Below are 26,116 nucleotides of genomic sequence, written 5' to 3' on the forward strand. Positions count from 1 at the left end.
GGCCCCACCGCCCCCGCCGCCCGCCGAAGTGGTCATGCGCGACGCCGAGGAACTCGGCGACGTGAACTTCGCGACCGCCGCCTTCTAGACGGGAGACTCCCCATGTCCTGGCTCACTCGCATCGCCGACCGGATCTTCGGGGCGGCGGCTCCGGCTGTCGCCTCGTCCGAACTCGGCTACCAGACGGGCGGCCTGCTCTCGTGGACGACGCTCGTCGAGGAGTCGGGGGAGTCGAACCCGGACCTCTACTGGCCCGAGTCTCTCGAGGTCTACGACCGGATGCGGTCGGAGGACTCGCAGGTCGGCTCGGTGCTCCGCGCTGTGGTGCTTCCGATCATGCGCGCCGACTGGATGATCGATCCCGCCGGCGCACGCGACGAGGTGATCCAGCACGTCGCGACCGACCTCGGACTGCCCGTGAAGGGGAAGCCGGTCGAAGCGCCGATCCGCACCAAGGGCCGGTTCTCCTGGGTCGAGCACCTGCGCCTCGCGTTGCTCGAGCTTCCCCACGGGCACTCGTACTTCGAGCAGGTCTACTACCTCGACGCGTTCGGGCGGGCGCACATCCGTAAGCTCGCCTGGCGTCCGCCGCGCACGATCAAGGACATCAAGGTCGCCGCGGACGGCGGCCTCGTCGCGATCGTGCAGCACGGCGTCGGATCGTCCAAGGGCGCGGTGACGATCCCGGTCGACAGGCTCGTCGCGTACGTCAACGAGCGCGAGGGCGCGAACTGGCTCGGGCGCTCGCTGCTCCGCACGGCCTACAAGAACTGGCTCCTCAAGGATCGCCTTCTGCGCATCCAGGCGCTCAGCGCCGAACGCAACGGCCTCGGCGTCCCCGTCTACACCGGAGCCGAGGCACCCGCGACCGCGAGCGTCGAAGACCGTGAGCGGTGGAACAAGGCCGAGCGTGAGGGCGGCCTGAAGATCGCGAAGAACTTCCGGGCCGGCGAGAGTGCCGGAGCGTCCCTCCCTGCCGGCGCGAAGATGGAGCTCCTCGGAGTCAGCGGAAAGACGCCCGACACCGACCCGATGATCCGCTACCACGACGAGCAGATCGCCCGCGCCGTGCTGGCCCACTTCCTCAACCTCGGCACCGAGACGGGATCGTGGGCGCTCGGCTCCACGTTCGCGAACTTCTTCACGGACTCCCTCAACGCCGTCGCGCAGCAGATCGCCGACGTCGCACAGCAGCACATCATCGAGGATCTCGTCGACCTGAACTGGGGACCGAACGAACCCGCGCCCCGGATCATCCCGGCGAAGATCGGGTCGGAGCACCCGGCGACCGCCGAGGCGATCAAGCTGCTCGTCGAGGCCGGCGTGCTCGAGCCGGACGGGACGCTCAAGTCGCACGTCCGCACTCTCTACGGCCTGCCCGTCGCCGACACGACCAACGCCGACGAGGCGGCCGACGGCACAACGCAGAGCGACGCCGACCTCAAGGCGACGCCCGGCACCACACAGGAGGACACATGACCAAGCGGAACCCGAACCGGTACTGGGGGAGCGCCACGCCTCCGAAGTCCAAGGCCGAGTTCTTCGACGCGATCACCATGCCCGCGGCCGGAGACGACGGCACCGTCGCGACGATTCGCATGTACGGGCCGATCGACAGCTACGGCGGATGGTGGGGCATCAGCGCCGGCGACGTCAGCGACGTCCTCGACAACCTGCCCGACTCCGTCACGCAGATCATCCTGCGCATCAACAGCCCCGGCGGCGAGGTGTGGGAGGCGATGTCGATCCTCAACATGTTCCGTGCCCACACCGCCTCGGTCACCGCGGTCGTCGACGGCATCGCGGCATCCGCCGGGTCGTTCCTCGCCGTCGGATGCGACGAGACGGTCATGTCGCCCGGGTCACAGATGATGATCCACTCGCCGCTGACGTGGGACTACGGGAACGCCGCAGACCTGCGCAAGACCGCCGAGGTGCTCGACAGCGTCGAGGAATCGATCATCACGATCTACCGCGACAAGGCCGGCGAGTCTGCCTGGGGCGAGCTGCTCGCCGCCGAGACCTGGTACACGGCGCAGGAGGCCGTCGCCGCCGGTCTCGCCGACCGGGTCGCCGTCGTCAAGGACGCCGGCGAGACGCTCACCCCGGGCGCGGAGGAGCCGGATCTCGTTCTCGTCCCCGCCGAGGGCGACGAGGTTGACGACATCTTCGAAGCCGCCCGCGCCCGCCTCGGCTGGCACCCCACCGGCGCGGCCGCGCCCACCAAGCTCCCGAGCTCGACCGAGCCGGGTACCACCAGAGAAACGGAGACGCTCGACATGAGTGACACCTTCCTGGCCTATGTCCGTGATCGGCTCGGCGTGCCCGAGGCCGAGGCATCCGAAGAGACGGTCAAGGCCGCTCTCGACGAGGTGCTCACGGAGCAGGCCGACGCCCCCGTCCACAACGTCGTGCCCGCAGGCGCGGTCGTGATGGACGCCGCCCAGCACAAGAAGCTCGTCGATGACGCCGCCGCCGGCCGCGCCGCCCGCGAGCAGCAGATCAGCGACCGCCGCGACGGCATCGTCAAGGCGGCCCTCGATTCCGGCCGCATCGCCCCGTCGTCCGCCGACGGCTGGCGCGCGCAGCTGGAAAACGACGAGGACGGCATCTCCAAGCTGCTCGACTCGTTCCCCGCGAACACCATCCCCGTCGAGGAGATCGGACACGGCGAGGTGCACGCCACCGCGGACGACTCCAACTACTCGGCCATTTACGGCCAGAAGGGAGCCTGATCATGAGCGACCACCTGCTCACGTTCAAGCCCGGACTCGCGGTGACCTTCACCGCAACCACCGCCATCACCGGCGGCCAGGTCGTCGAGGTCACCGGCAACCGCTCGGTCGGCGTCGCCGGCGCCGCCTCGACGAAGGCGATCGGCACCGCGGGGCACGACGCCGCGATCGGCGACCCGGTCGTCGTCCACCTCGCCGGCCCTGTCGACACGGTGACCGCCGCCGCGGCCATCACCGCCGGCGCGTCCGTCGAGGCCGCAGCCGCGGGCAAGGCGCAGACCGCGAACACCGGTCGCGTGCTCGGCGTCGCACTCACCGCGGCGACCGCCGCGAACCAGACCATCCAGGTTCTTCGGGCCTGAGACAAGGAGATCGCACATCATGATCAACTACCCGATCCCCGGGTCCACGCTCGCAGCCAACGTCTCGACCGCTCAGGCGCTCGCGTTCCTGAAGTCGCCGACCCAGATCGCCCGCCGCTTCGACGAGATCCTCGCCGATCACAACTTCCTCTCGCACTACCTGCTCCGCGGGAAGTACAAGATGCAGGGCGGCGCGGTGTCCTACACGCCCGACGAGGCCACCTCCTCGGGTGCCACCGCCGAGACCATCGCCCCCGGCGGCGAGTACCCGCTCACCGCGCTCCCGGCGGATGCGGCGCTCCTGGTCGCCGCGATCAAGAAGGGTCTCGGCTCGGAGATCGCGGACGAGACCGTCGGCCGCCTTCAGATGGACCCGATCGAGCGCGCGATCCAGCTGCTCGCCAACGACCTCGTGTCGCAGTTCGACGCGGCGTCGCTGTCCCTCATCCTCTCGGCGGTCAGCCAGACCGTCGGCGGAGGCGCGTGGACGGCGGCGAACACCATCGTCGCCAACGTCGAGGTCGGCAAGGCGCAGATCAAGGGCGCGCACCGCGGCTATCGTGCGACGAGCATGGTGCTCACTGACCTTCAGTGGGCAGCTGTCGCACCGATCCTCCTGCCGCTGCTGCCGCGCGAGGCCGGGAACCCGATCCTCGCAGGCGCGTTCCCGAACATCCTCGGTCTCGACTGGGTGACCTCCTCCGACCTCCCGGGCGGATGGCAGCCGCTCATCGTCGACGCCGACCACCTCGGCGGCATCGGTCACGAGGACATCCCCTCGGAGGAGTACGTCGCCCTGGCGACGATCAACTCCCAGAACAAGTCGAACGTCGAGGTCGCTCGCTTCCGCGAGAAGAACGACTCCACGCGCATCCAGGTCCGCAAGGCCGATGTGCCGATCGTGACCAACCCGCTCGCCGCGGCGAAGATCACGGGAACGGGGCTCTGATGACGCACATCGTCACCGCGCCCGCGATCCAGGTGATCGCCGGCGTCCGCGCCCACTTCCTCGAGACCGGCGCCATCCTCCCGGACGGCGTCGCCGAGGAGACCCTCGAGTGGCTCGTCGACGAGGGACTCATCGAGTCCGTCGCCGACGCGTCCGACACCACCGCCGACGCAGATGCCGCGGCCAAGGCCGACGCCGACGCGAAGGCCAAGGCTGACGCGGAAGCGAAGGCGAAGGCCGACGCCGACGCGAAGGCCAAGGCTGACGCGGAAGCGAAGGCGAAGGCTGACGCCGACGCGAAGGCCAAGGCTGACGCGGAAGCGAAGGCGAAGGCTGACGCCGACGCGAAGGCCAAGGCTGACGCGGAAGCGAAGGCGAAGGCCGAGGCGGCCGCCAAGGCGCAGAAGTAACCGAACAGGGGGCGATGAACCATGCCGATCACACCGAACGATCTCGGCGGCGACGAGGACACCGCACGACGGGTTCTCGTCCTGGCACGGGACATCGCCCCCTGTATCGACTCCTTCTCCGACGACTCGGAGCAGAAGAAGGACGCCATCGCCGTCCTCAAGGGGGTGCTCGGCGAGCTTCCCGCCACCGGCTCCCGGCGCACTCTCGCGATGAGCCGCAACGGGTCATCGATCACGCTCGCCCAGATCAAGTCCGCATTCGACGACGACGCCCGCTCAAGCCTCCGCTCCCTGTGCTCGGCGAGCGGCGACGTCGCACCGGGTGCGCCGCTCGGCAGCTTCCCGACCGATCGCCCGTTCGCGCGCGTCTGGCCCGAACGGGACTACGCGTGAACGGCGGCTGGGGCGACCACTTCTGGTTCCCGCACACGGTCACCGCGCGCGCCTTCCAGGGCACCGGGGGGCGAGGAAAGCAGTATGCCGACTCCGTCGAACTCGCCGCCGAGGTGCTCGACAAGACCGAACGCATCCGCGACGCACAGGGCGTCGAGACGGTCTCCTCCTCGCGCGTCACAGTCTCCATCAGCGCCGACGTCCCGGTCGGCTCTCTCGTGACCGTGCGACCCGGACGCCCGAACGCCCGAGCATCCGAGGTGCTGAAGGCGGAGATCGTCGAGGACGACCCGCCGCTCCCGTCGCACATCGTGCTCTGGCTGAAGTAGGAGGTCTCCGCGATGGCCGAGATCAAGCCGATCCTCTCGCCCGTCGAGAAGGCCGCGCAGGATGCGATGAAGCAGACCGCGCGCAAGGTTCTCAAAAGGTCGAACGAGCTCGCGCCCCGCGACGACGGCGACCTCATCAAGTCCGGGAAGGTCGTCGTCGACGACCTCAGCGTCACAATCCGCTACACCGCCCCGCATGCCGTGTTCCAGCACGAGCACCTCGACTGGGTGCACGCCGACGGCGGTGGGGCGAAGTTCCTCGAGACGGCCTCCGACGAGATCGACATCGCCGCCGAGGTCGCAAAGGTCGTGAGGGAGGCGCTCGGGTGAAGGACTCCGAACTCAAGACGCGCCTGTGCGAGATCCTCGGCGCGATCGACGACTTCGCCTGGAACCCCACGACCCCGTATACCGGCGCTGAGGTCGCCGTGTTCTTCGGCGCGATCGACGATGCACCCGACCGTGCTGTCGGTGTCCGCCTCTACGGAGGCAGCGACGACGACGACCTCAAGGCGCGCAAGGCGCAGATCTGGGTGCGCGGTGCCCGCGGTGTTCGCGGCTCGGCGGACGACATCGCGGATGCCGTGTTCACCCGCTTCGACAAGCTCTCCCGCGAGGGAGGGATTCTCGGCATCCGCCGCGAATCCATGTCGGACCAGGGAGCCGACGACTCCGACCGCGACCTGCGGGCGGAGAACTACACGATCACTCTCGACAATGAGGAGGCTCTGCAATGAGCATCAATCCCCTTCCCGCCGGCACGTCGCTCGGTCAGAGCTTCGAATACGGCTTCGACATCAACCTCGGCACGTTCGGCTCGCCGATCTGGCAGGAGGTCCGGCGCATGTCGGGCTGGGCGCCGACCTTCCCCAAGGTCACCCAGGACACGGCCACGTACGACGACCAGGGTGCGCCGAACGAGGACGTCTCCGGGCGCGGCTTCGCAGGTGCGTTCACGGTGCAGGCGAACCGCTCCCAGACCACGGGCCTGTATCTGCCCGAGGTCGAGGCGCTCGTCAACGCGTCGCGCCGTGACCGCGAGCAGGCCGTCATCGACGGCCGGTTCTACCACAAGCCCAAGTCCGGCGCACCGCACCCGACGGATGCAGGCCGCGTGCTGGCGACCGTCGAGCTCTCCCGCCAGAACACGGGCAACGCGGAGATCGACGTCTTCGCGGTCAGCCTCGCAGGCAAGGGCGCGTACACGCCGATCGCGAACCCGTACGTCGGCGGCGCGACCATCCCGCCCGCGATCTCGGCGATCAGCCCCTCGGGTCAGGTGGCGACGAAGCTGATCACGATCACCGGTGCAGGCTTCCTCGGCGCGACCGATGTGAAGTTCGGTGCTACCAGCGCGACGGCGTTCACCGTCATCTCCGAAGCGACCATCGTTGCCACCGTACCGACGGGTTCCGCCGGTTCGGTGAACGTCACCGTCGTCACACCGGTCGGCACCTCGCCGGCGTTCGCGTACACGCGCGGCGCCTGACCCGTCCCGCAGGCCCGGACGCTCTCACGCGCCCGGGCCTGTGGTCCACACATCCACCGTCGACGAGAGGGCACCGATCATGGCCACCGCATCCGACTTCGCCGACTGGGCGATCCCCCCGCTGACCCTCCCGCCGCTTCCCACCCGCAACGGGGAACCGCGCGTCTTCGTCGTGCAGCCGCCGAGCGTCGGCGACGCGACCAAGCTGCTCGCCTGCGCGGTGCGCGGCGAAGTGAACCTCGGCATCGTCGACGGGCCGATCCCCGCCGGTGTGCAGGAGGTACTCGACACGATCACGACCGACGAGCACCCCGCACTCGGCTCGACTTATCAGGAGATGGTCGACGCCGGCGTACACCCCGAGACCATCGGACGCGCCGCCTATTACAGCGTCTTCTACTGGACCCGCGGCCGGGACTACGCCGACGGTCTCGCCCTGCTGCTGTGGGGACGCGAGCAGCCCGACGCCGAGGAGGCGGAGGGACCGGCCCCAAAAGCCTAGAGACGGCCGAGGACTGGGCACCCTACGGCATCGGCGAACCCAACGAGGACGGCTGGTATCCGCGATACCGGCAGGTTCCCGAGGAGCTCAAGCCGCACGCCGTCACCCCGGTCGTCTCTGGCCCGAAGCTCGACACATCCTGGCTCGCCATCGTGTCGAACTGGCGCATCGTCGTCGCCGAACTCATGGAGCGCGGCGTCGACATCTACGACGCCAAGACGCGCGCCCGCCCGTGGATGGGCGTGCGCGCTCTGATCTTCTCGCTGATCGACTCCGACACCCGGCTCCGCGCCGCACTGCGAAGGGATACCGATGGCGAAGCACGTAGTCGCTGACCTCGAGGTTCTGTTCACCGCGAACACGCAGGATGTGGACAAGGCCGAGAAGCAGGTCATCGCGGTCGGCAAGAAGATCGAGTCCAACCCGGTCAAGGTCAAGGGTGACCCGAAGCCGGTGCTCGACGACATGGACCGTGTCGAGAGGGCGGCCAAGAAGCTTGTCTCCGAGCGCGCCGTCGTCAAGCTCGACGCCGACATCACTCGCGCCGAGAGCGGCATCGAGCGCACGAAGAACCGCCTCGAGGATCTCCGAATCCGCGCTGAGGGTGGCCTCGATGTCACGGCCGACGTGCGCCGCGCCGAGGCGTCCCTGCAGCGCTTCGAACGCCAGTTGGACGGGCTGAAGCAGGCACGCAGCAAGGTCGACATCGAGGTCAACGAAGCACCCGCCGAGGCCGGCCTGAAGCGCTTCCTCTCCCTGTTCAAGAAGAAGACCGAAGAGACCGGCTCCGAGGGCGGACGATCGCTCTCCCAGGGACTCGACGCCGCGACCCGTGGCGCGGGCGAGAAGGTTGGCGCGGTCGTCGGCGGCGAGATCGAGTCGACTCTCGTCGACGCACTCTCCGCGATCCCGATCGCCGGCGGAATCATCCTCGCAGGCGTCGCCATCGGCAAGGCCATCAAGGGCGCAATCGACGACGGCCTCGCCGTCGAGAAGCGCACCGACAACCTGCAGGCGCTCACCGGAATCAGCGAGGCCGACGCGCTCCGCATCAGCCGCGCCGCCGGCGAGGCGTACGCGAACAACTTCGGCGAGTCGATCGAATCCAACATGGACGCGACCCGTCTCGCACTGCAGTTCCGCATCCTCGACCCGTCCGCCACGACCCGCGACGCGCAACTCGTCGTGCAGGGACTCGCCGGGATCTCCGACGTCCTCGAGGAAGATGTCCGCCCCACCGCGCAGGCCGTCGCCCAGCTGCTCAGCACCGGACTCGCGAAGAACGCACAGCACGCGTACGACCTCATCGCCACAGGTGCTCGCAACGGGCTGAACCGGAACGAGGATCTCCTCGACACCCTCACCGAGTACCCGGCGCTGTTCCAGCGACTCGGTCTCTCCGGCGAGGAAGCCCTCGGCCTCATCAACCAGGGCATGCGCGCCGGCGCGCGTAACTCCGACCTCGCCGCCGACGCGCTGAAGGAGTTCCAGATCCGCGCGACCGACGCCTCGGTCGCCTCCGCGACGGGCTTCGAGCAGCTGGGTTTGAACGCCGAGGAGATGACAGCGAAGATCGCCCGCGGGGGACAGGAAGCCCGCGACGGTCTCGATCTCGTGCTAGACCGACTGCGGGAGACCGAAGACCCCGTGCTCCGCAACGCCGCAGCCGTCGCGCTGTTCGGCACTCAGGCGGAGGACCTCGGGGAAGCGCTGTTCTCAATGGATCTCTCCACCGCTGTCGAGCAGCTGGGCGGCGTGACCGGGGCGGCACAGAAGATGTTCGACACGCTGGCGGGCAACGACGCGTCCAAGATCGAGCAGGCGCAGCGCAACATCGAGGTCGCGGCTGACGGCATCAAGGGTGCCCTTGCGGGGGCATTCGCGGAGCCGCTCGGCGACTTCGCCGACTGGGTCTCCCAGAACCGCGGCCCCGTGCTGCAGTTCTTCTCGGACCTCGTGAACGGCGCGATCGACTTCGGCATCACGGCGACGGAGTCCTTCGGCTCCTTCGTCTCCGGTCCTCTTGCCGACATAGTCGAGGGACTCAAGCACATCATCAAGGTCATGAACCCGTTCGCCGACACGTCGGATCTCGAGGGGTTCATCAATGGGATGCGCGATTTCGAGGGAACCACGGACGACGTCGCCGACAAGCTCGAGGGAATGCGGGACAAGTTCAACGGTTTCGCCGAGGGACAGATCGCGCTCGGCTACGTCAACGATGCGGCCTTACGCACGGCAGACGCCGTGTCGAAGGTGGGGTTCGCGGCCGACACAGGGGCGGCGCTGCTGAGCGAATTCAGCACGCAGCAGGATGGGAGCGTTCGCGCGAGCGGCGACCTGCAACGGCAACTCGAGGCATCAGCGCAGGCGCTCCGCGACGAGTACGACGCGGCGACCGAGGCGGGAGAGTCTCAGGAAAACCTTCGCGGTCGCTACGACGCCACTGTCACCGCACTCATGGGGCAGCTGACCGCGATGGGACTCACGCAGGAGCAGGCTCAGGCGCTCATCGACACCGTCCTGCAGACGCCCGAGGAAGCATCGACGTATTACGCGTCGAATGCGGAGAGCGAGCAGCAGAAGATCGAGAACCTCGCGAACCGGATCGTCACGCTCCCCGATGGGAGCACGGTGATCTACGCCGACGCGACGCCCGCGACGTGGACGGTCGACAAGCTGATCGAGACCAGCAGCGGCAAGAAGATCACCCTCAAGGTGTTCGCTGACGGGTCCGGATTCAAGCTCCCCGGCGGCCAGGTGGTCACGGCACAGGCCCGCGGAAGCGTGCTCGAGTTCATGGCAGACGGCGGCCTGCCCGGGCTGACGCCGATGTCGTCGCTCGCGCAGATGGTCCCCGCGAGCACCTGGCGTGTGGTCGGCGACCGGTCGGATGTGCCCGAACTCTTTGCCCCGCTCGACGGCTCTGCGCGATCCTGGGCGCTCCTGTTGGAGGGTCTGCGGAGGATGCCGGGATCGCCCTTCGGATCGAGCAGCACGCCCGACTCGACAGGCGGTGGCGGCGGTCAGTCGATCGTCGTGAACCAGGACGTCACCATTCAGCACCCGGACGCCACGCTCGCCGCGCGGCAACTGGGGCGCGGCATTACGGAGGCGGTGCGCTCGATATGAGCAAGATCATCCTTCGGGCGGGTGCGCGGGAACTGCCGTTCCTGGGTGCCCGCCCCTGGCCCACACCGCCCGAGGGCGTGTGGGAGTTCAGCGACCTCGCCGGATGGCGAGGGCTCACCGACGACAAGATCCCCTCCACCGAGCGAGCGCAGGAGCACGGCGCGTTCGAGCCCGAGCGGTCGCTCCGCACGCAACGCGCGATCTCTTTCATCGCGAGAGCGGTTGCCCAGACGCAGGACACCGCCGAGGACTTCGTCGACGAGCTCTCCTCGATCGGCGCGGAGGCACCGATCGAGATGATCGTCGAGACAGACTCCGGACGCAGAAGCTCCCGCCGGGTGCGGGTGGCCGCGGCGACGCCGCAGGATCGCCGGAACCGGACGCTCGCGACTGTGGCGATCGACCTGATCGCCGCGGACCCTCGCCGTTACGGCCTGTCTGAGGATGTGCCGTGGGTGGAGACCGACCCGCCGACATCCGGGACCGGGCGCGTGTGGCCGGCGGTCTGGCCCCTCGTCTGGCCGGGGAGTGGTTCGGACGGCCGGATTACGCTGACGAACACGGGCAAAGCACCGTCGGCACCGGAGTTCCAAGCCGTTGGCGGGTTCGGTACCGCGCTCATCACCTGCGTGGAGACGGGCGCCCGGATCGGGCTGGACCGTCTCGTTCCTGATGGGTCCGTCGCGGTGATCGACACGACGGAGAACTCCGCGAGTATCGACGGCCAGTCGGATATCTCACGGTGGCTGCGCTGGCGCGAGTGGGAGCTCGTACCGGCGGGGGAGTCTCGGACGTATCAGTTCGACGTAACCGATGCTGTCGGCTCCCCGAAGCTGAGAGGACGGGTGCGGCCAGGATGGTGGTGAAAGCGTACGTCTTTGAGACTCGTGGCGGAGCGTTGCTCGGCGAGGTCAAGCCCTCGGATGTGACGTGGTCAGAGAACGCGAACCAGTCCGAGACGGTGACGCCCACGTTCGATCTGAACTCGAAGACCGAAGGTGGGCGAGACTGGCGAAACCTCGGCGCCGCCTGGAAGCACTCGATCGCCCTCGAGGTGAACGGTCGCCTTCTCGGTGGGCCGATCATGCCGCACGACTTCGACGACGACAAGGGCACCCTGCGTGTCGTCGCCCGCGGCGGCCGCATCCTGTTCACGCGCCGATCCGTGCTCCCGCCTGAGGCGCTCACTCAGCCGCTGACCCTGCCGAACGGGGAACTCGACACGTCGCTCGACTCGACCTGGTCGGGGTACGACCTCGGCACGATCGCGAAGAAGATCGGCGTGCAGGCGTGCTTGTGGCCAGGTGCTTCGGATCTCCCGATCATCTGGCCGGAGGATCGCGCGGGGACGCACACGAGGACGTACCCCGCGATCGATCGCAAGAACGTCGACGCAGCATGGACGGATCTGTCGAAGGCGGAGAATGGGCCGGACATCCGTCTCGGCTTGGAATGGGACGGCGACAACCGGTTCCGCTGGCGGTTCCAGACCGGCACGCAGGAGCAGCCGCGACTGCAGGGGCGAGACGTGTTCACCTGGGAACTCCGTCAGGGGTCGGCGGTGAAGGTGCAGACGAACCCCGCTCTCATGGGCTCGCTCGCCTGGGGGCAGGGCGGCCGCTCGAACGACACCGCACTCGTACGCTCGCTCTACGATCCCGTGCTCATCGATCACGGCTATCCGCTCCTCGAGTTGGACTCAGACGTCTCGTCGAACACGTCCGAACCCACGACCGTCGACTCGGCTAACGCCGAGACCCTTCGCACGGCCGCGAAACCGTGGGAGTTCTGGTCGTTCAAGGTGCGCGCCGATCGCTCACCATACCCGTTCGAGTACGGCCCGGGATCGCTGATCGAGGTGGTCGTCACCAAGGACACGAAGGTGTCGGGTGGGTACATCCCACCCGGCACCTATAAGCGGAGGATCGCTGGCCTCTCCGGCGGCTTCGACGAATGGGTCACGATCACCTGCGGTGAGAACTACGACGCCTAGGAGGTGCCCTCGATGGACCCCGCTCCCGCGCCAGGAGGTGACCTCGGCGAACTAATTCGCGAGCTTCAGAGTCTGAAGAAGAAGGTCGGCGAGTTGGAGTCTCCGTCCGGCACGCAGAGATATCAGTCCGTGTCGAAGCTGTCCGCGCTGATCGACGATATCCAGGCGCAGCTGGACGACTACATCGCCAACCAGGCGTACACGAAATCGCAGGTCGACAACCGGATCGCGAACCCGCCCGCCGGCGTCAACGCGACCGGGAACGTCAGCGCCACAGGCGACGTCTCGGCTGGCTCAGCGCTCCGAGGCGTGAACCTCTACGCGACTGCCGCGCCGGGGTTCAATATCACGGGCACCCGCGTGGCGGCGTGGCTCGAGTCGGCGACCGGTCGGCTCGGGACGGCTTCATCGTCACGGCGATACAAGCAGGACTGGAGTATCGCCGACGTCGACCCCGACGCAGTGATGGGCGTCATGTCGTGGATTTTCCGCTACATCGAGCAGGTCGAGGAACTCGGCGACGACGCGGCGTGGGAGTACGGGTTTTTCGCGGAAGACCTGCATGACGCGGGCCTGTACCCGTGGGTCATCTACCGCGAGATTAACGGCAAGGTCGTCCCAGACGGCGTCAACTACCCAATGTTCGTGGTCGCGCAGCAGGTCGCACTCAGACACCTCGACGCTCGCACCCGCTCACAGCAAGACCAGATCGACGCGCTTACCGCTCGTCTCGATGCTCTCGACGGAGGCCACTCATGACCCTCACCCGAACACTGCCCACACAGAACCCGGCGGGCCTCCCGCTCGCCGACGAGCGCCGCATCTATGCGGGCATGCTCGTCCGCAACGCCGACGGCACCCCGCGCCACGGCATCCTGCCGGCGCATACGGGCGCTCTCGTCACCGGTCGTGCGGAGATGGCATACGACGTCGCACCCTTCGTCGCCGCGACCTCACGCTCCAACCCGGGAGCAGAGTTCGTCGCGAACGACGCGGTCACTCGTGTCGTGACGACACCTGCACCGGCATCGAACTCGCGAATCGACGTGATCTGGGTGCGCTCACAGTTCGCCCTCTTCAGCGACGCGAGCAATGACCCTGTACTCGGAGTCACGCAGGGCGTCGCCGCGCCCATCCCGACCAAGCCCTCGATCCCCGCAGGGGCGGAGGAACTCGGGACCGCAGTGATCCTCTCGACGGCGACGCAGACGTCGACCGCGGCGATCACCCCGACGCACGCCTTCACGGCAATGGCGGGCGGGTGTGTCTTCCTACGCAACCAGACCGAACAAGACGCGTTCACGCCGCAGGCGGGCACGATCGCGTGGCGCATCGATACACAGCAGCGACTCGTCTACATGCCGAACGCGACGACGCCGGGATGGTTCCACATCGGCGGAAAGCCCGCCGACGGCGGCGCGGTGACCATCTCCGCCGGAAGCGCCGGGTTCGCGGCAGGGACTCCCGCGCCGCTGCTCAAGATCCAGAACGGTCGCTACTACCTCGAGGGCACCTTCGTGAACTCCGTGGGAGCGACGTTCGGCGCGGGCTCCACATATGTCGTCGGATCGATCCCTGCATCCTCGGCTCCGCTGGTGGAGCGGCGTGTCCCGATCTCGACGAACGGGCCGATGGCCGTGTCGCTCATCATCGCGACGACCGGCGTGCTGTCCCTCGTCACCCACCAGGCATTCACCGGCACGGCTTCGTTCGTGCTGGATGGTGCGTCCTGGGCAGACAAGAAGCTCTGAACGGAGGAGCGATGAACGACCAACCGAGCCTGCATGTACCCGCGCCGGCTGAGATCCTCGGCGTCACCAGTACGCCCCTCACCGACGAGCAGGACATCGCGTACAACGTGCACTGCACGGCCGCGATCACCGAGCGTCTGCTCGAGCTCCGCGCCGCCGGGGCCGAACCGCCCCTGCTCCGCACGTTCTACCCCAACGACGACGAGCAGTCCGCGGACCTGGTGTCCCTCGACCGCGACGGGTGCGTCGTCGTCCTCGACCCAGGGAACCGATGATGCCCGCTGTGCTGTGGCCGAACGGATCGGCCAGCATCCCACCAGTCACGAGCGAGTTCAATCCCGCCCGGAAGAACCCCGTCACCGGGATCGTGCAACCTCACACCGGCATCGACCTCGTCGGATGGTCGACGATCCTCGCACCCGTCGACGGCGTCGTCACGTTCGCCGGATACAACGGCGGCGCCGGCAACGAGGTCCGCATCCGCGCCGACGGGGCGAACGCGTTCATCAAGGGGGACGTGTTCCGGATGCTCCACAACCGCGAACTCTGGGTGCGCACCGGCCAGCGGGTCACGCAGGGGCAGGGCGTCGCCGTGATGGGCACGACCGGCAACTCGACCGGCACCCACTGCCACTTCGAGACCCGCCCCGGCGGCGGCAGCGCGATCAACCCGCGCGACTACATGGCATCCCGCAACGCGTCGACATCCGGCGGCACGGGAACCCCGAGCACACCATCCATTCCTCAGACGGGAGACCCCCAGATGTTTCTGTTCTACGCCGGCGTGCTGAGCGCGTCGAACGCCTACCTCGCCACCTACGACGGCCGAACCCTGAAGGTCCGGCCGACGCAGGGCGTCGAGGCGAAAGCCCTGATTGCCGCGCTGCCGAGCATCCCTCGAGTGCAGCTGACCAGCGCCGAGGTCGTCGACCTGTGCGCCCAGGGAGGCTACGCCTATGACCGTAAGGCGGGGGTCGGCAGGGACGAGTCCGGCCGTGTCTACTCCCTCTGAACACGCAACCGGAGGGGACTCGCATGGACTGGTGGGTCACTCCACTTGTCACCCTGCTCGTCGCAGTCGTCGGCCTGTCGGGCGTGGCGCTGACGGTCTGGGCGACGCGTCGCGCGCAACAGCAGTCGCGGCTCGAGGCGGCGGAGAAGCGCGCCGACGTCAACGCACAGCGCGTGTTGAAGCTCATCAACTACTCCGCAAGGTTGCGGGACGCGATCTACCGAGGCGACAAGCCGCCTCCCGAGGAATGGCCGGAGGACATCTATGACTAGGTGGACGAAGCGGACGATCGGGATCGTCACGGCGATCGTCGTCGTCCAGATCATCACGATTGGCGGGGTCGTCGCTCTGGGCGTCGTCGCGCATGAGCAGTCGGAGCGAGCCATCCAGGCCGAGACAGCCGCTGCTGCTGAGGAGGAGCAACGCGACGCGGAAGCGGCCGAGCGAGCGGAGGCGATCGAAGCCCTGCGGGAGCAGGTGCTTGAGCTCGGCGAGGAGCCTGTCGTCGAGCCTGTCCCCGAGTCGACGAGTCCCACCGTCATCAACGGTAAAGACGGGAAAGACGCGCCGCCGCCGACGGCTGAGCAGATGCTCGCCGCCGTTCAGCAGTGCTTCGCCCTCGGCCTGTGCACGGCACCGAAAGGCGACAAGGGTGATACCGGCGACACCGGAGACCCCGGCGCTCCTGGCAGCGACTCCACCGTCCCCGGCCCCGCAGGAACCGGCATCCAGACCATCGAGTGCATGGACGACGGCACCTGGCGATTCACCATGACCGACGCCACCACCCGCGATATCCCCGGCCCGTGCCGAATCGTACCCACACCCACCACCGAACCTCCCGAAGGAGAACCGACACCATGACCAAGCTCACTAACATCGCCTGGTGGAAGGCAGCGGCGCTCCGCGGCCTGTACACCGCCGTAGCAATCGCACTCCCGTACGTCGGCGGCGCGCTCATCGCCGACATCGCCTGGCTCACCGCGGCATCCGCGGCCGTGCTCGGCTTCCTCGCCTCGATCGCGACGTCGCTAGCCGGCCTCCCCGAGACGGAGGGCGTCGACCTGCCATGGTGGCTCGCCGCCGTCGAACGTGTCGTGAAGACCTTCGCGCAGGCACTAGCTGCCGGTTTCCTCGGCGCGACGCTGCTCACCGATGTCGCATGGTCGACGGTCATCCAGGCCGCGGCAATCGCCGCGCTCACGTCGCTGCTCCGCCTCATTCTCGCGACCCTCCCCAACGATCCGACACCGCCGATCGAGATGGTTCAGACCATCGAAGGCACCTGGACCGTCGATCCGGATAGCAACCACTGACCCGGAAAGGGGACACCCATGACGATCGTGCGGATCTCTCTGCAGGAGACGAACCTCGGCGGGTTCAGTCCTGTGGAGTCCGGTGTCATCGACGCGACCTACTGGGCAGGGGATGAGCCCTTCAAGGAGGTGGTGGGGGACCAGGTGCGGTTCCCGAAGACCCTGACCGCAGAGACGACCGGAGACCTCGCCTCGATGGACATGGTTCCCACGGCCGGCGCGTGCTGCGTGAAGTGGATGATCCGGATCACGCGGGGAGGGGCATACCTGACCCGGTTCACGGAGATCCCTGACGTGCCGACGGTGGTGTTCGGTGACCTGGTCGACGTGGACCCGACGACGTTCGAACCTTCTGTGGAGGGGAAGGCGGCGTGGGATGCGGCCGTGGAGGCAGCGCAGTCGGCTGTGGCAGGTGCGGTGGCGGCGAAGGATGCCGCGCGGGTGTCTGCGGAGGCAGCGGGGGACGCGGCGGATGCTGCGGTTCCTGCTGCTTCGGAGGCGGTATCGGCACGAGACGAAGCCGTGGCGGCCGCCGTCGCCCTGTCCGGGGCTGTCGGAGCCGTTGACGGGTTGAAGACGCTCACGACGACAGGGCGACTCGCGGACACTGCTCTCAACGCGAAGATCCAGAACCGGCAGCCGAAGCTCTACTCGTCCAACCCTGGCGGGTTTCGGCAGATCCCGGTGGTGATGCTGCATAACCTGGTCAGCCTCGCCGATGCGCAGGGGCGGCTCAAGGACTACGTCTCCTGGGGGTATCAGGGGATCTTCTTCTCGGAGCTCGTCAACTACCTCCGCACCGGCGATTCATCCCAGCTTCCCGAGAAGCCCATCTGCATCACCGTGGATGATGGCGGGCTGTCCAACTACAGCTACCTGTTCCCGGCGCTCGTCGAGTACGGCATGAAGGCGACGTTCTTCATCGTCCCGGCCTGGGTCAACGGTGACATCACGACCCCCGCGAACGGGGGATCGTTTCTCGAAGCGTCACCCTTCACATGGGCGAACGCGCGTGAGATGTTCGCGTCCGGGAAGATCGAGTATCAGTCGCACACCCTGAAGCACGGCTCCATGCGGCTGCTCTCCGGGCCGGGGGAGTTCAACGGCAACGGCGAGGGCGCCGGCGCGGACTATCTCGCGTGCAAGACGATGGTCGAAGCCAACGTCCCGGGGGCGGTCGTGACCGCCTCTGCCGCCCCGTACGGCGTCATCAATGAGACGGCGCTCGCATCCCTCGCATCCGTGGGGTGCACCGGCCAGCGGATCACCGCGACCGGGCTCGACGCAACGGGCGTGTACGACGGCTCTGGCGCGTTCGCGTTCGCGACACCGCAGACCGACCCGCTGCGTGTGCCCGTCACCGATGCGGCTTCCTCGCAGTACCTGCGGAGGGCGAACAAGTTCGGTGAAGCAGACGCCGATGGCAACCAGTTCCAGAACGGGAAGGCGAAGGCGACACAGCGGGGCGTCACGCTCCCCGCGGGTTGGACGCAACCCACCGTCACACTGCCGCAGGCGATCGGCACCGGACCCGTCTTCCGCGGGTTCGGAGTCGCCGCGGACACCCCGATGTTTCACACCGACATGATCCCTGTAGGGCTCTACGGCGCGTTCTCTGTCGACTGGTGGGTGCAGGCAACAAGTTGCCCCACGAACGGCGTGCGGTGCATCGTCGAGGGGTATACGAACCCGGCCGACGCGACCCCGGCGATGACATGGACCGATCAGGACTCGAACACCTCGTGGAAGCGGAAGCGCTGGAACTTCACAGGGCATCAATCCGTCGCATGGATCAAGGTCTCCTTCGAGGTGGCTGGCGCTACCGCGTCGTGTGAGATCCTCCTGTGGGACATCCGCGTCCGTCGAACTCGCAGCGCCTACGGCTCCCTCATGTAGCAAGAGAACCCCCGCATTCAGCCTTCCCCGGGCTGGGTGCGGGGGTTCTTCGTCGTTTCTGGGCACGTCGCCGTGCGCAGGCCCACTCCTCAACGAGCATGCACCGCCATCCAGGCGGTATCTCCATGCACCTACAGGAGAGGAACCCTCGTGGACATCATCATCAGCATCGACATGGTCAGCATCGACGTCGCGTCGACGATCGCGCTTAGTCTCGCCCTTACGGCCGCCGCACGGATAGGAGCTGCCACACCTCGGGTACCTTCGCGCGCATGGCGTCCATGTCTTCGGCTTCGATCTCGCGGACGTCGTCGCGCCGATCGAACGTCCCGGTCGTCTCGATGAGCGCGGCGCCCTTCACCATCTCGGCGGGCGCGTTCACGAGCTCGTACCCGTCGGGCGTTGCGCCTCAAGCTGCGTCTGCACGTCTTCGAGAGACGTGCCGGTGACCGCGGTCGACGTGGTGCCGCGAGGGCGAATCATTCCGATGAGCATGACGTCCAGCCTAGGAGACGGGCTCGAGCAGGGTCGGGTCGTCGCGGTCGACGGTGCGGGAGTTGTTGACCTTCGTGTCGACGATGTGCTCGCGGATGGTGGAGGCGACGTCGGCGGAGGTGTGGTCGAGCATCGCGAGGGTGTCGATCTTCGCCTGACCGGTGAGCTTCTCCGGGTCGAGCCACTGCTCCCACGTATCCGGGGTGAGGAACGCCGGCATCCGGTCGTGCACCTCACCGGACGCGTCACGGGCGGCGCGGGTGATGACGACGAAGCACCGCGACCGCTCGCCGCTCGGGAGCTCCATCGACCAGGTCAGGCCGGCCGCGGCCAGCAGACCGTCGCCGTGGAGGAAGTGCGGTGTCTTCGGCGTCTTCTCTCCGGTCCACTCGAAGTAGCCGCGCATTGGGACGATGCACCGGGCAGCCGAGAACGCCGGCGCCCAGAACCCTGTCGCGAGCTTCTCCATCCGGGCGTTGATGATCGGCGCACCCTTGGGCCGGTTCGCGGGCTTCTGCCAGTCCCACCGCACGAGCTCGAGGATGCGCCCCTCGCCGCGGTCGCGGACGATCACGGCATCCTCGGTCGGGGCGATCGAGTACGCGCCGTGGAAGTCCTTCCACCAGTCTTCCGGGTGGCCGCCGTCGGCGACGTACTCCCGGATCAGCTCGTCGGTTTTGGCATCCATCGCGAATCGTCCGCACATGCGAGCGACCTTACGCCGACGTGCCGACGTCGTCGACCGTGACCGCGTTGCCCCACACCCAGCAGCGGTATCTGTCGTTCTCGCAGCGGAACTCGATGCCGGCGGCGAGGGGCGTCGATCTGATGAGCTTCGCGTCCACGCGGATCGACTCGGGACCGAACCGCACCCATGCGCGCACGCGGCGCTGCAGGGCGTGCGGGTAGATCGTCAGCGGCTGTTCGCTCAGGTTCAGCTCACGGTCGGTGAGCGACTGCAGCGGGCCGTGCTTCGCGGCCGCGCGGATCGATGACCACTGTGACTGCATGTCGAGCATCGCCGCGCGCAGAGGGCCAGGGTTCCCCATGCCGGCATTCCTTCCTCCGGCCGAGGAGACGAGTCTATGTCGCGACGCCGACGTCAGAGATCGTGGATATCGGGGCCGTCGAACTCGGGCGGGATCACGACGTCCTGCGCCTGTTGAACGTGGCCGCAGTGCGGGCACTCCCACCCGCCAGGGATATCGCGCATAACGATGTCATCCTCAGGGCAGTGAGGTTGCGCACCGGCGGTGAGGTCATCCATCCCGACAGCGTATGTCCGTGGCAGGCGAGACACTAGTCGTCTATGAGTCCTGACATCCTTCTCGCGTTTGAAGAGCGACACCCCGGGAACTCACCGGCAAAGCGCGAGCGTATCCGCCGTGACCTCGGGCTCAGCGACATCCGGTATTACCAGCTGCTCAACCGCGCCGCGTCATCCCCCGAGGGGATCGCCGCACACCCGTTCACCGCCCGCCGAGTGCGTGAGCGGGCGGCGACGCAGACGCGGGCGCGGGTGATGCGCATCGGCGCCTGAGCAGTCTCGCGGTACGGTGTGAGGCATGCGAAATACCGCCTCAGCCGCTGTCGTTCTGCTCGCGGCTCTTGCTCTTACCTCGTGCTCAGCGCCAGCGGACTCGCCCGAGTCCTCGTCCTCGCCGACGGCGACGGCATCGAAGCCATCGAGCACGCCATCGCCTGCGCCCACCGCGGACGATGCGGACGCCGTTCCGCAGGAGTGCATCGACTACGTGCCGACCACACCGTCCGATACCTCGGCGATCGGCATAGCAGGTGCAGCGGCCGACCTCCCGGACGGGGTCGTCATGAATCCCGGCATCCAGATCATTTCATCGACTAAAGATCCTGGTCGTGTCGAGGTGGTCGCTCGTGTCTGTAGCGGCGGGATCGACCGCGCTGAGCTCATCGACGTCGGCAACTCGATCGCGCGAGCGATCTACGCAGATGCGTCGCATGACACCGTGACCTTGCTTATGGTCTCGTCGTACGTGCCGGCCGGTGAATACCTCGACAAGCAACCGGATCTCGATGTCATCCAAACGGACTATGAGCTCTATCTCTGGGACGCGGAGCCGTCCACTCTCGGCCGCAACTGGCAGTGAGGTTCCACTCGCGGCCTGCCCACATTTTGCCCACAGTAAGAGGCATATGAGGGTGGTTTACGGTGGATGACGGTGGGTCATTGTGTCCGTAATTGCGCGGGCATGAGGTGGTTCTCAGGGTGTGTCATGAACCACGACTTCTTCTCGGGGTCGGGCTCGTCGTACGTGATCGGCAAGGCCGAGGCCACGGAAGACGACGACTGGGACTTCTAAGACGACTGGGACTTCTTAAAGGTCGATATGACAGAGGGACGGATGCTGACAGCATCCGTCCCTCTGGCTTCTGGGGAGGGTCAGAGCACGTCGTCTTCGACGACGGTGCCGCGCCGCGGGCGGTCACGGCGCACGAGGAGCAGGATGAGCCCGATCAGGAACGCGACGGCCCCGGCGGCCATCAGGATGTAGCCGATCATGTCGAGGTTCACGCCCTCGAGCTGCACGTCGAGCGCGAACGTGAGGATCGCGCCGATCACGAACAGGACGATTCCGGTTCCGATAGTCATGCGAGTACTCCTTTCGGGTAACGGCTGGGTGCCGCAAGACGACGATGCCCGAGCGCAGCCTGCTGCGGCAGGGGCTTGACATGCGCCTGATCACGCAGAATTCGACGGCTCAGCCAGCCGAGCCCGCTTCCGTCAAGCCCACTGCGCTCATAGGATCGGCGGCGGATACTGGGGCGATGCTCGACCAGCTTCCCGATCGTTCCGGAGCCGTCGACCTCGTCCGCCTGATCGCGGTGGGGGCGATCGTCGCGGGGCACGCCTTCACCAAGGAGGTCACGCAGGACTGGCTGTACACGTGGCACGTGGCGGTCTTCTTCATCCTGACCGGCTATCTGTGGAAGCCCGGACGAGCGTTGAGCACCGAGGTGTCGCGCCGTGCAGTGAGCCTCGGGAAGCCGTACGTGGCCGCGTTCGCGGTGCTGGCGGTGGCGCTTCTCCTGGTGCGCCCCGACGACGCCGCAGGCAAGATCATCCGGGCACTGGCTGGCGGACGCTACGCGCAGATGCCGTTCGTGACGCTGTGGTTCGTGTCAGCGCTGTTCTTCACCGCGGTGCTGTTCCGGCTGATCGAGCGGCTTCCCTACCCGCTCCAATGGGCCATCGGAATCACCGGTGCGGCCATCGCATGGACGTGGTCAGGTCCGCTCTCGCGCACCCCGCTCGGCATCGGCTACATCGCGACCTGTCTCATCTACGTGCTGATCGGCGATGCGCTGCGCCGTGCACGCGAGCGCGTCACACACCCCGCGATGACCGGCGCCGCCGTCCTGGTCCTCGGTGCGATCCTCGTCGCGGTCGGCTGGGCGGCGCCCCTGGACATCAAGCTCGGCGATGACGGCACACCGGTGTTCTCCACCCTCGCGTCGAGTGCAGTCTCGATCGGGCTGATCCTCCTCGCCGAGGCGATCGTGCGACCGGGGCCGTTCTCGAAGCTGTGCACCCTGCTTGCGCTGCCGCTGCTGACGGTGGTGCTGCTGCATCCGCTCGTGCTGTGGCTCGACATCCCGTCGTGGGCGCAGTTCGCGATCGGCGTCGCCATCCCGCTCGCGATCGGGATCGCAGCGCTCCGCACCCCGCTCGCGCCATGGATCACGGGGCAGAACCGGCTGCGCACAACGCCGGCGTGATGAGCTCGTCGCTCTCGACTACTTCCTGTTCGCCGCGTAGTACTCCAGCAGCGCCTGCGTGGACGGATCCTGCGCGGCGACGGCATCCGCATCGCCCTCGATCGCCGGAGCGATCTGCATGGCGAGCTGCTTGCCGAGCTCGACGCCCCACTGGTCGAAGGAGTTGATGCCCCAGATCGTGCCCTGTGTGAACGTGACGTGCTCGTAGAGCGCAATCAGCTGGCCGAGCACCTGCGGCGTGAGCGCCGACGCGAAGATCGACGTGGTCGGGCGATTGCCGGGGAAGGTGCGCGCAGCGACGAGCGCGCCCGTGGTTCCCTCGGCCTCGACCTCTTCGGCCGTCTTGCCGAAGGCGAGCGCCTTGGTCTGCGCGAGGAAGTTCGCCAGGAACAGCGCGTGCACGTCCTGCCCGCCGTCGGTGAGCGGGTACGCGGGGTTCACGAACGCGATGAAGTCGGCCGGGATCAGACGGGTGCCCTGGTGGATGAGCTGGTAGAACGCGTGCTGCCCGTTCGTTCCCGGCTCGCCCCAGAACACCTCTCCGGTGTCGGTGGTGACGGGGGAGCCGTCCCAGCGGACGGACTTGCCGTTGGACTCCATGGTCAGCTGCTGCAGGTACGCGGGGAAGCGGCTGAGCTGCTGAGCATAGGGGAGCACCGCGTGCGACTGCGCGCCGAAGAAGTTGTTGTACCAGACGTTCAGCAGCCCCATGAGCACCGGCACGTTGCGCGACAGCTCAGTGGTGCGCACGTGCTCGTCGACGGCATGGAAGCCGGCCAGCAGATCGCGGAACACATCGGGGCCTAGCGCGATCGCGAGCGAGAGGCCGATCGCCGAGTCGACCGAGTAGCGGCCGCCGACCCAGTCCCAGAAGCCGAACGCGTTCGCCGGGTCGATGCCGAACGCGGCGACCTTGTCGAGCGCGGTCGAGACCGCCACGAAGTGATGCGCCACGGCATCCGTGCGCGCCTCGTCGGAGTCGTCGATCGCACCGGCAGCCGCCAGCCCCTGCCACAGCCAGTCGCGCGCGAGCCGGGCGTTGGTCAGCGTCTCGAGCGTCGTGAACGTCTTCGACGCGACGATGAAGAGCGTCGTCTCGGGATCGAGGCCGGCCGTCTTCTGCGCCAGGTCGGTGGGGTCGATGTTCGAGACGAACAGAGCGTGGATGCCGGCATCCGCATAGGGCTTCAGGGCCTCGTAGACCATGACAGGGCCGAGATCCGAGCCGCCGATGCCGATGTTCACCACGTGCGTGACCTTCTTGCCCGTCACACCCAGCCAGTCACCAGAGCGCACCCGGTCCGCGAAGGCGGAGAGTGCGTCGAGTACGGACTGCACGTCGGCGTCGACATCCTGGCCGTCGACGACGAGCGCGGGGGAGGCGCCTGCGGGGCGACGCAGCGCCGTGTGCAGCACGGCACGGTCCTCGCTCGTGTTGAGGTGTGAGCCGGAGAGCATCGCCTGGAAGCGCTCGGCGACGCCGGTCTGCTCCGCCAGGCGCAGGAGAGCGGCGAGCACCTCGTCGGTCACGAGGTTCTTCGACAGGTCGACGTGGAGGTCGGCCAGGGGCAGGGAGAGGCGCTCCGCACGGCCGGGGTCGGCGGCGAACCAGCCGCGCAGATCGGGGGAGAACGAGTCGCGCAGGGTGGTGAGCTCGGACCAGGCTGCGGTGCGGGTCGGATCAACGGGAGCGTTCATGGCTACACGCTACCGCGCACGATCGGCGCCCACGCCGCCGATGACGACACAGACTTCACACCGGCTCCCGGATCACTGAGAGGATTGCCCTGATGGAAGCGTCCGCGTGAAGGCCACGATCTGCGGCCTGGTGCTGCTCACAGCGGCGTTCTTCGCAATGCTCATCACGAACGACCTCGGCATCGTCCCTCTGCTGCTGATGCTGGTCGGCGGCTGGTGCTTGGGATTCGCCGTTCTGAATCTCACGTTCCGGATGCGACGCAACGGGCTCTTCCTGCACATCGCCGTCACGGTCGTGCTCTGCGCGGAGGGATTCGCGATGGTCGAGTTCGGGGGCCCGCTCCTGGCCGCCCTTCCCGAGCCCGTGGGCGTCGCTCTCGTGGTGGTGCAGATGGCCACGATCACGGCGGCCGGTTGGCTGCTGCTGGGTCTCATCGGCAGGGTGACGGATGCTCTCGCCCGCCGTGAGCGGAAGAACGCTCCCACCCGAACGACTCCGGAGTGGGAACGGGACCCGAGCGGCGATGGCTCGTTCGTGAGCGTCAGAATGGTCGAGACGCGCATGCGCCGGCTCACCTGCGCGATTGTCGCGATCGTCGTGTTCGTCTCCGGTGCCGGAATCGCGCTGCTGATCGCACTCGACGATGCCGTCATGCGCGTCGGCCCGAAGCTGTCGATCGTCATCATGGGCCTGGTGCTGGGGCTGCCCGCCTACGGGGTTCTCGCGACGGTGCTGCGCCGGCGCACGAGGGACTGCCGCATCGCGTTCGGCAATGACGAGGTGCGCGTCGCGGTCGGAGGGGATACGTCCGTGGTCCGCTTCGCTGACATCGAGCGCCTGCGCTGGCGCTGCGACAGCGATTGCGCCCGTCTCGAGTTGCGGGGCAGCGACGTCGATCTCTCATTGTTCACCGGGCTTGCGAAGCCGGCGCCCGGCCGCACTGCGGAGCTCCCTGCACTGCCTCGTCGCGTCTTCACCCGGCTGGAAGGGGCCGGCCTCGATGTCTCGCGGTCGCGCCGCGGCGATGTCGTGATCTTCAGCCGCACGGTATCCTGATAGCTGCACGCAACGACAGGAGACCTCGTGATCCTCAGCCTCATCTTCTTCCTGATCCTCTTCCTCGGAGGGATCTGGCTCATGGGCTTCGCGCAGTCGATCGCCGACTTCCAGGGCCTCGTGTTCGTCGCGGGCCTGCTCATCGTGTCGCTGTCGATCGCGTACCTGATGCGCGCCGGCAAGAACGACGCGACGCGTCGCAGCGACAACTGGTCGGGCAACCCGACCGAGTGACCTTCAGCGCCTCTTCGCGAGGCGCGCTTCGAGGTTCGCCTTCACCGCGGGCCATTCCGGCTCGATGATCGAGTACTCGACGCTGTCGCGCAGCGCCCCGTTGCGGTAACGCAGCATCGCCCGCATCACGCCGTCCTGTTTGGCTCCCAGGCGCTCGATCGCGGCGCGCGACTGGAAGTTCACCCACTGCGTCGTGAGGCCCACGCGGAACACTCCGAGCGTCTCGAAGGCGTGCTGCATGAGCAGCAGCTTCGACTCGGCGTTCGTGCCGGTGCCGTGGGCGGAGGGGCGATTCCACGTCGAGCCGATGTGCAGCCGGGGCACATCGGGAACCATGTCGTAGTACGTGGTCATGCCGAGCACGCGGTCGCTCGCATCGAAAGCCGTGAACGCCACGATCTCGCCCGACGCGGTGCGATCGATCCGGCGCTCGATCTCGGCCGCCATCCCATCGGGTCCCGGCACCGAGGTGTACCAGGCGGTCTGCCACAGATCTCCCTCGACCGCGGCCTCGACGAGCCCGTCGTGGTGCGAGCGATCGAGCGGGCGCAGTTCGACGAGGGAGCCGGTGAGGGTGACGGGTGCGGGGCAGACGAGGAAGGCCATG

General features: G+C 67.6%; 35 protein-coding genes. 28 read left to right on the forward strand and 7 right to left on the reverse strand.

Annotation, left to right across the window (positions count from 1 at the left end; translation table 11 throughout):
• Positions 1–102 precede the first annotated feature (102 nt).
• The 23 genes from RS84_RS01175 (at position 103) to RS84_RS01285 (ending at position 18,269) form a co-directional block, all read left to right on the forward strand.
• Positions 103–1,479, forward strand: a complete 1,377-nt coding sequence (locus RS84_RS01175) for a phage portal protein family protein (protein WP_152641718.1) — start codon at positions 103–105, stop codon at positions 1,477–1,479.
• Complete coding sequence (locus tag RS84_RS01180) at positions 1,476–2,735, forward strand: head maturation protease, ClpP-related (RefSeq protein WP_045255942.1); 1,260 nt, start codon at positions 1,476–1,478, stop codon at positions 2,733–2,735. The genes RS84_RS01175 and RS84_RS01180 overlap by 4 nt, the downstream gene beginning before the upstream one ends.
• Before the next feature lie 2 nt (positions 2,736–2,737).
• The gene (locus RS84_RS01185) at positions 2,738–3,097 is read left to right on the forward strand and encodes a capsid cement protein (RefSeq protein WP_045255943.1); all 360 of its coding nucleotides are present in this window, start codon (positions 2,738–2,740) and stop codon (positions 3,095–3,097) included.
• A gap of 19 nt (positions 3,098–3,116) precedes the next feature.
• Positions 3,117–4,046, forward strand: a complete 930-nt coding sequence (locus tag RS84_RS01190) for a hypothetical protein (protein ID WP_045255944.1) — start codon at positions 3,117–3,119, stop codon at positions 4,044–4,046.
• The gene (locus RS84_RS19515) at positions 4,046–4,456 is read left to right on the forward strand and encodes a hypothetical protein (RefSeq protein WP_045255945.1); all 411 of its coding nucleotides are present in this window, start codon (positions 4,046–4,048) and stop codon (positions 4,454–4,456) included. The genes RS84_RS01190 and RS84_RS19515 overlap by 1 nt, the downstream gene beginning before the upstream one ends.
• Before the next feature lie 21 nt (positions 4,457–4,477).
• Positions 4,478–4,849, forward strand: coding sequence for a hypothetical protein (locus tag RS84_RS01200; RefSeq protein ID WP_052676162.1), 372 nt, complete (start codon positions 4,478–4,480; stop codon positions 4,847–4,849).
• Positions 4,846–5,178, forward strand: coding sequence for a hypothetical protein (locus tag RS84_RS01205; protein ID WP_045255946.1), 333 nt, complete (start codon positions 4,846–4,848; stop codon positions 5,176–5,178). Before RS84_RS01200 ends, RS84_RS01205 begins: the two co-directional genes overlap by 4 nt.
• A gap of 12 nt (positions 5,179–5,190) precedes the next feature.
• Positions 5,191–5,508, forward strand: a complete 318-nt coding sequence (locus tag RS84_RS01210) for an HK97 gp10 family phage protein (RefSeq protein WP_052676163.1) — start codon at positions 5,191–5,193, stop codon at positions 5,506–5,508.
• A complete protein-coding gene (locus tag RS84_RS01215) occupies positions 5,505–5,915 on the forward strand; it encodes a minor capsid protein (RefSeq protein ID WP_045255947.1) in 411 nt (136 codons plus the stop codon). Before RS84_RS01210 ends, RS84_RS01215 begins: the two co-directional genes overlap by 4 nt.
• Complete coding sequence (locus tag RS84_RS18545) at positions 5,912–6,667, forward strand: IPT/TIG domain-containing protein (protein ID WP_052676164.1); 756 nt, start codon at positions 5,912–5,914, stop codon at positions 6,665–6,667. Before RS84_RS01215 ends, RS84_RS18545 begins: the two co-directional genes overlap by 4 nt.
• A 79-nt stretch (positions 6,668–6,746) precedes the next feature.
• Positions 6,747–7,169, forward strand: a complete 423-nt coding sequence (locus RS84_RS01225; protein WP_045255948.1) for a hypothetical protein — start codon at positions 6,747–6,749, stop codon at positions 7,167–7,169.
• Entirely contained in the window at positions 7,112–7,504 is a 393-nt protein-coding gene (locus RS84_RS19070) for a hypothetical protein (protein WP_045255949.1), read from the forward strand. Before RS84_RS01225 ends, RS84_RS19070 begins: the two co-directional genes overlap by 58 nt.
• Positions 7,482–10,301: a phage tail tape measure protein gene (locus tag RS84_RS18550; protein ID WP_082061987.1), complete on the forward strand. Its 2,820-nt coding sequence runs from the start codon at positions 7,482–7,484 to the stop codon at positions 10,299–10,301. The genes RS84_RS19070 and RS84_RS18550 overlap by 23 nt, the downstream gene beginning before the upstream one ends.
• Positions 10,298–11,167 carry a hypothetical protein gene (locus tag RS84_RS01240; RefSeq protein ID WP_045255950.1) on the forward strand — a complete coding sequence of 290 codons (870 nt, stop codon included), beginning with the start codon at positions 10,298–10,300 and terminating at the stop codon, positions 11,165–11,167. Before RS84_RS18550 ends, RS84_RS01240 begins: the two co-directional genes overlap by 4 nt.
• Positions 11,168–11,226: 59 nt before the next feature.
• Positions 11,227–12,294 carry a hypothetical protein gene (locus RS84_RS01245; RefSeq protein WP_160298156.1) on the forward strand — a complete coding sequence of 356 codons (1,068 nt, stop codon included), beginning with the start codon at positions 11,227–11,229 and terminating at the stop codon, positions 12,292–12,294.
• Positions 12,295–12,306: 12 nt separating this feature from the next.
• Positions 12,307–13,053, forward strand: a complete 747-nt coding sequence (locus tag RS84_RS01250) for a tail fiber domain-containing protein (RefSeq protein ID WP_045255952.1) — start codon at positions 12,307–12,309, stop codon at positions 13,051–13,053.
• Entirely contained in the window at positions 13,050–14,045 is a 996-nt protein-coding gene (locus tag RS84_RS01255) for a hypothetical protein (RefSeq protein WP_045255953.1), read from the forward strand. The genes RS84_RS01250 and RS84_RS01255 overlap by 4 nt, the downstream gene beginning before the upstream one ends.
• Positions 14,046–14,056: 11 nt before the next feature.
• Complete coding sequence (locus RS84_RS01260) at positions 14,057–14,320, forward strand: hypothetical protein (protein ID WP_045255954.1); 264 nt, start codon at positions 14,057–14,059, stop codon at positions 14,318–14,320.
• Positions 14,320–15,057 (forward strand): M23 family metallopeptidase, encoded by a 738-nt coding sequence (locus RS84_RS18555; RefSeq protein WP_052676166.1) that lies wholly within the window; start codon positions 14,320–14,322, stop codon positions 15,055–15,057. Before RS84_RS01260 ends, RS84_RS18555 begins: the two co-directional genes overlap by 1 nt.
• Positions 15,058–15,080: 23 nt before the next feature.
• Positions 15,081–15,329, forward strand: coding sequence for a hypothetical protein (locus RS84_RS01270; protein WP_045255955.1), 249 nt, complete (start codon positions 15,081–15,083; stop codon positions 15,327–15,329).
• On the forward strand, positions 15,322–15,921 hold the full coding sequence (locus RS84_RS01275) for a hypothetical protein (protein ID WP_045255956.1): 600 nt from the start codon (positions 15,322–15,324) through the stop codon (positions 15,919–15,921). The genes RS84_RS01270 and RS84_RS01275 overlap by 8 nt, the downstream gene beginning before the upstream one ends.
• Positions 15,918–16,373: a holin gene (locus RS84_RS01280; protein WP_045255957.1), complete on the forward strand. Its 456-nt coding sequence runs from the start codon at positions 15,918–15,920 to the stop codon at positions 16,371–16,373. Before RS84_RS01275 ends, RS84_RS01280 begins: the two co-directional genes overlap by 4 nt.
• An 18-nt stretch (positions 16,374–16,391) precedes the next feature.
• Positions 16,392–18,269, forward strand: a complete 1,878-nt coding sequence (locus RS84_RS01285; RefSeq protein ID WP_045255958.1) for a polysaccharide deacetylase family protein — start codon at positions 16,392–16,394, stop codon at positions 18,267–18,269.
• A 220-nt stretch (positions 18,270–18,489) separates the two neighbouring features.
• Here RS84_RS01285 and RS84_RS19270 read toward each other — a convergent pair whose 3' ends face one another.
• The 4 genes from RS84_RS19270 to RS84_RS19400 all read right to left on the reverse strand — a co-directional run bounded on the left by RS84_RS19270 (position 18,490) and on the right by RS84_RS19400 (position 20,031).
• Positions 18,490–18,651, reverse strand: coding sequence for a hypothetical protein (locus RS84_RS19270; RefSeq protein WP_160298157.1), 162 nt, complete (start codon positions 18,649–18,651; stop codon positions 18,490–18,492).
• Between the two features lie 123 nt (positions 18,652–18,774).
• Positions 18,775–19,470: an SOS response-associated peptidase gene (locus tag RS84_RS01295; RefSeq protein WP_045255959.1), complete on the reverse strand. Its 696-nt coding sequence runs from the start codon at positions 19,468–19,470 to the stop codon at positions 18,775–18,777.
• 10 nt (positions 19,471–19,480) lie between these two features.
• Positions 19,481–19,813, reverse strand: a complete 333-nt coding sequence (locus tag RS84_RS01300) for a hypothetical protein (protein WP_235281357.1) — start codon at positions 19,811–19,813, stop codon at positions 19,481–19,483.
• A 53-nt stretch (positions 19,814–19,866) separates the two neighbouring features.
• Entirely contained in the window at positions 19,867–20,031 is a 165-nt protein-coding gene (locus RS84_RS19400) for a hypothetical protein (RefSeq protein ID WP_200891948.1), read from the reverse strand.
• Between the two features lie 42 nt (positions 20,032–20,073).
• Here RS84_RS19400 and RS84_RS01310 point away from each other — a divergent pair, with 42 nt between their 5' ends.
• Both RS84_RS01310 and RS84_RS01315 read left to right on the forward strand, forming a co-directional pair.
• Positions 20,074–20,304 carry a DUF3263 domain-containing protein gene (locus RS84_RS01310; protein WP_045255961.1) on the forward strand — a complete coding sequence of 77 codons (231 nt, stop codon included), beginning with the start codon at positions 20,074–20,076 and terminating at the stop codon, positions 20,302–20,304.
• 214 nt (positions 20,305–20,518) lie between these two features.
• Entirely contained in the window at positions 20,519–20,890 is a 372-nt protein-coding gene (locus RS84_RS01315) for a hypothetical protein (protein WP_152641720.1), read from the forward strand.
• A 293-nt stretch (positions 20,891–21,183) separates the two neighbouring features.
• Here RS84_RS01315 and RS84_RS01320 read toward each other — a convergent pair whose 3' ends face one another.
• Entirely contained in the window at positions 21,184–21,393 is a 210-nt protein-coding gene (locus RS84_RS01320) for a DUF6458 family protein (protein WP_045255963.1), read from the reverse strand.
• Between the two features lie 44 nt (positions 21,394–21,437).
• Here RS84_RS01320 and RS84_RS01325 point away from each other — a divergent pair, with 44 nt between their 5' ends.
• Positions 21,438–22,520: an acyltransferase family protein gene (locus RS84_RS01325; RefSeq protein WP_152641721.1), complete on the forward strand. Its 1,083-nt coding sequence runs from the start codon at positions 21,438–21,440 to the stop codon at positions 22,518–22,520.
• Between the two features lie 18 nt (positions 22,521–22,538).
• Here the strand turns inward: RS84_RS01325 and pgi are convergent, their stop codons facing one another.
• Positions 22,539–24,218, reverse strand: a complete 1,680-nt coding sequence (gene pgi / locus RS84_RS01330) for a glucose-6-phosphate isomerase (protein WP_045255965.1) — start codon at positions 24,216–24,218, stop codon at positions 22,539–22,541.
• 106 nt (positions 24,219–24,324) lie between these two features.
• Here pgi and RS84_RS01335 point away from each other — a divergent pair, with 106 nt between their 5' ends.
• The gene (locus RS84_RS01335) at positions 24,325–25,275 is read left to right on the forward strand and encodes a hypothetical protein (RefSeq protein WP_045255966.1); all 951 of its coding nucleotides are present in this window, start codon (positions 24,325–24,327) and stop codon (positions 25,273–25,275) included.
• Positions 25,276–25,302: 27 nt separating this feature from the next.
• Positions 25,303–25,509, forward strand: coding sequence for a hypothetical protein (locus tag RS84_RS01340; protein ID WP_045255967.1), 207 nt, complete (start codon positions 25,303–25,305; stop codon positions 25,507–25,509).
• A gap of 3 nt (positions 25,510–25,512) precedes the next feature.
• Here the strand turns inward: RS84_RS01340 and RS84_RS01345 are convergent, their stop codons facing one another.
• Positions 25,513–26,115 (reverse strand): GNAT family N-acetyltransferase, encoded by a 603-nt coding sequence (locus RS84_RS01345; protein ID WP_045255968.1) that lies wholly within the window; start codon positions 26,113–26,115, stop codon positions 25,513–25,515.
• Position 26,116 lies beyond the last annotated feature (1 nt).

Origin of the sequence: Microbacterium hydrocarbonoxydans (assembly GCF_000956475.1) — a bacterium.
GTDB classification, from domain to species: domain Bacteria; phylum Actinomycetota; class Actinomycetes; order Actinomycetales; family Microbacteriaceae; genus Microbacterium; species Microbacterium hydrocarbonoxydans_A.

Excerpts from the sequence above, each read along its gene's own strand:
- RS84_RS01250 (WP_045255952.1), top strand. The coding sequence starts at position 12,307 with ATGGACCCCGCTCCCGCGCCAGGAGGTGACCTCGGCGAACTAATTCGC.
- RS84_RS19400 (WP_200891948.1), bottom strand. The coding sequence starts at position 20,031 with ATGGATGACCTCACCGCCGGTGCGCAACCTCACTGCCCTGAGGATGAC.
- RS84_RS01310 (WP_045255961.1), top strand. The coding sequence starts at position 20,074 with ATGAGTCCTGACATCCTTCTCGCGTTTGAAGAGCGACACCCCGGGAAC.
- RS84_RS18555 (WP_052676166.1), top strand. The coding sequence starts at position 14,320 with ATGCCCGCTGTGCTGTGGCCGAACGGATCGGCCAGCATCCCACCAGTC.
- RS84_RS19515 (WP_045255945.1), top strand. The coding sequence starts at position 4,046 with ATGACGCACATCGTCACCGCGCCCGCGATCCAGGTGATCGCCGGCGTC.
- RS84_RS01260 (WP_045255954.1), top strand. The coding sequence starts at position 14,057 with ATGAACGACCAACCGAGCCTGCATGTACCCGCGCCGGCTGAGATCCTC.
- RS84_RS01185 (WP_045255943.1), top strand. The coding sequence starts at position 2,738 with ATGAGCGACCACCTGCTCACGTTCAAGCCCGGACTCGCGGTGACCTTC.
- RS84_RS01275 (WP_045255956.1), top strand. The coding sequence starts at position 15,322 with ATGACTAGGTGGACGAAGCGGACGATCGGGATCGTCACGGCGATCGTC.
- RS84_RS01180 (WP_045255942.1), top strand. The coding sequence starts at position 1,476 with ATGACCAAGCGGAACCCGAACCGGTACTGGGGGAGCGCCACGCCTCCG.
- RS84_RS01200 (WP_052676162.1), top strand. The coding sequence starts at position 4,478 with ATGCCGATCACACCGAACGATCTCGGCGGCGACGAGGACACCGCACGA.
- RS84_RS18545 (WP_052676164.1), top strand. The coding sequence starts at position 5,912 with ATGAGCATCAATCCCCTTCCCGCCGGCACGTCGCTCGGTCAGAGCTTC.
- RS84_RS01345 (WP_045255968.1), bottom strand. The coding sequence starts at position 26,115 with ATGGCCTTCCTCGTCTGCCCCGCACCCGTCACCCTCACCGGCTCCCTC.
- RS84_RS01295 (WP_045255959.1), bottom strand. The coding sequence starts at position 19,470 with ATGTGCGGACGATTCGCGATGGATGCCAAAACCGACGAGCTGATCCGG.
- RS84_RS01225 (WP_045255948.1), top strand. The coding sequence starts at position 6,747 with ATGGCCACCGCATCCGACTTCGCCGACTGGGCGATCCCCCCGCTGACC.
- RS84_RS01255 (WP_045255953.1), top strand. The coding sequence starts at position 13,050 with ATGACCCTCACCCGAACACTGCCCACACAGAACCCGGCGGGCCTCCCG.
- pgi (WP_045255965.1), bottom strand. The coding sequence starts at position 24,218 with ATGAACGCTCCCGTTGATCCGACCCGCACCGCAGCCTGGTCCGAGCTC.
- RS84_RS01285 (WP_045255958.1), top strand. The coding sequence starts at position 16,392 with ATGACGATCGTGCGGATCTCTCTGCAGGAGACGAACCTCGGCGGGTTC.
- RS84_RS01190 (WP_045255944.1), top strand. The coding sequence starts at position 3,117 with ATGATCAACTACCCGATCCCCGGGTCCACGCTCGCAGCCAACGTCTCG.
- RS84_RS01280 (WP_045255957.1), top strand. The coding sequence starts at position 15,918 with ATGACCAAGCTCACTAACATCGCCTGGTGGAAGGCAGCGGCGCTCCGC.
- RS84_RS01320 (WP_045255963.1), bottom strand. The coding sequence starts at position 21,393 with ATGACTATCGGAACCGGAATCGTCCTGTTCGTGATCGGCGCGATCCTC.
- RS84_RS01210 (WP_052676163.1), top strand. The coding sequence starts at position 5,191 with ATGGCCGAGATCAAGCCGATCCTCTCGCCCGTCGAGAAGGCCGCGCAG.
- RS84_RS01240 (WP_045255950.1), top strand. The coding sequence starts at position 10,298 with ATGAGCAAGATCATCCTTCGGGCGGGTGCGCGGGAACTGCCGTTCCTG.
- RS84_RS01300 (WP_235281357.1), bottom strand. The coding sequence starts at position 19,813 with ATGGGGAACCCTGGCCCTCTGCGCGCGGCGATGCTCGACATGCAGTCA.
- RS84_RS01175 (WP_152641718.1), top strand. The coding sequence starts at position 103 with ATGTCCTGGCTCACTCGCATCGCCGACCGGATCTTCGGGGCGGCGGCT.
- RS84_RS01325 (WP_152641721.1), top strand. The coding sequence starts at position 21,438 with ATGCCCGAGCGCAGCCTGCTGCGGCAGGGGCTTGACATGCGCCTGATC.
- RS84_RS18550 (WP_082061987.1), top strand. The coding sequence starts at position 7,482 with ATGGCGAAGCACGTAGTCGCTGACCTCGAGGTTCTGTTCACCGCGAAC.
- RS84_RS01270 (WP_045255955.1), top strand. The coding sequence starts at position 15,081 with ATGGACTGGTGGGTCACTCCACTTGTCACCCTGCTCGTCGCAGTCGTC.